The following is a 664-nucleotide window of genomic DNA, read 5'->3' as shown; positions in this document are numbered from 1 at the left end:
CAAAAATGCTGGTCGTCATCCCCTACCCGCCGGGAGCAAAATCATGAGCAACGAGGTATTCCTCAAGAACCCAGCCGCGCTGTTCGACATCAGCGGCAAGGTGGCGATCGTGACCGGGGCCTCCGGCGCATTCGGCGCTCTGGCGTCCAAAATTCTCGCCGGCGCGGGGGCGAAGGTCGCTCTGGTGGCGGGCAATGCCGATGCTCTCGCGGAGACCGCCGATGCCTGCCAGGCGCTGGGCGGCGAAATGCTGAGCATCAATCGCAGGCCGAGCGACGAAGCCGCCTGCGACAGTATCGTCGCCGACACCGTCGAGCGCTTCGGACGGATCGATATCCTGGTCGTCGCGTCGGGCAAGAACGACGTATCGAAGATCGTCGACATGGCCCCGTCACGCTTCCTCGACGTGATGGACGCCAATGTCACGCAGTCCTGGCTGATGGCACGGGCGGCGGGCAAGCGGATGCTCGAACAGGGCGAAGGCGGCAAGGTCGTGCTGATGTCGTCGGCGCGCGGGCTGCTCGGCCATCCGGCAGGATACACCGCCTATTGCGCATCGAAATCGGCCGTGGACGGCATCACCAAGGCTCTCGGCTGCGAATGGGGCGCGAGTGGAATTACGGTGAATGCCATCGCGCCGACCGTGTTCCGCTCACCGCTGACG

1 protein-coding gene is annotated in these 664 nt (G+C 64.9%); it reads left to right on the top strand.

Translation table 11 applies throughout. The annotated features are described in order from the left end of the window. Positions 1-43 precede the first annotated feature (43 nt). The coding region (locus AC1D0P_RS26720) for an SDR family NAD(P)-dependent oxidoreductase (protein ID WP_477679491.1) at positions 44-664 on the top strand (621 nt) is incomplete at its 3' end.

The organism is Polaromonas sp. P1_G2 (genome assembly GCF_056405515.1).
Note: the sequence above shows the minus strand (reverse complement) of the source record. Positions and strands in the feature narration are given on the sequence as shown.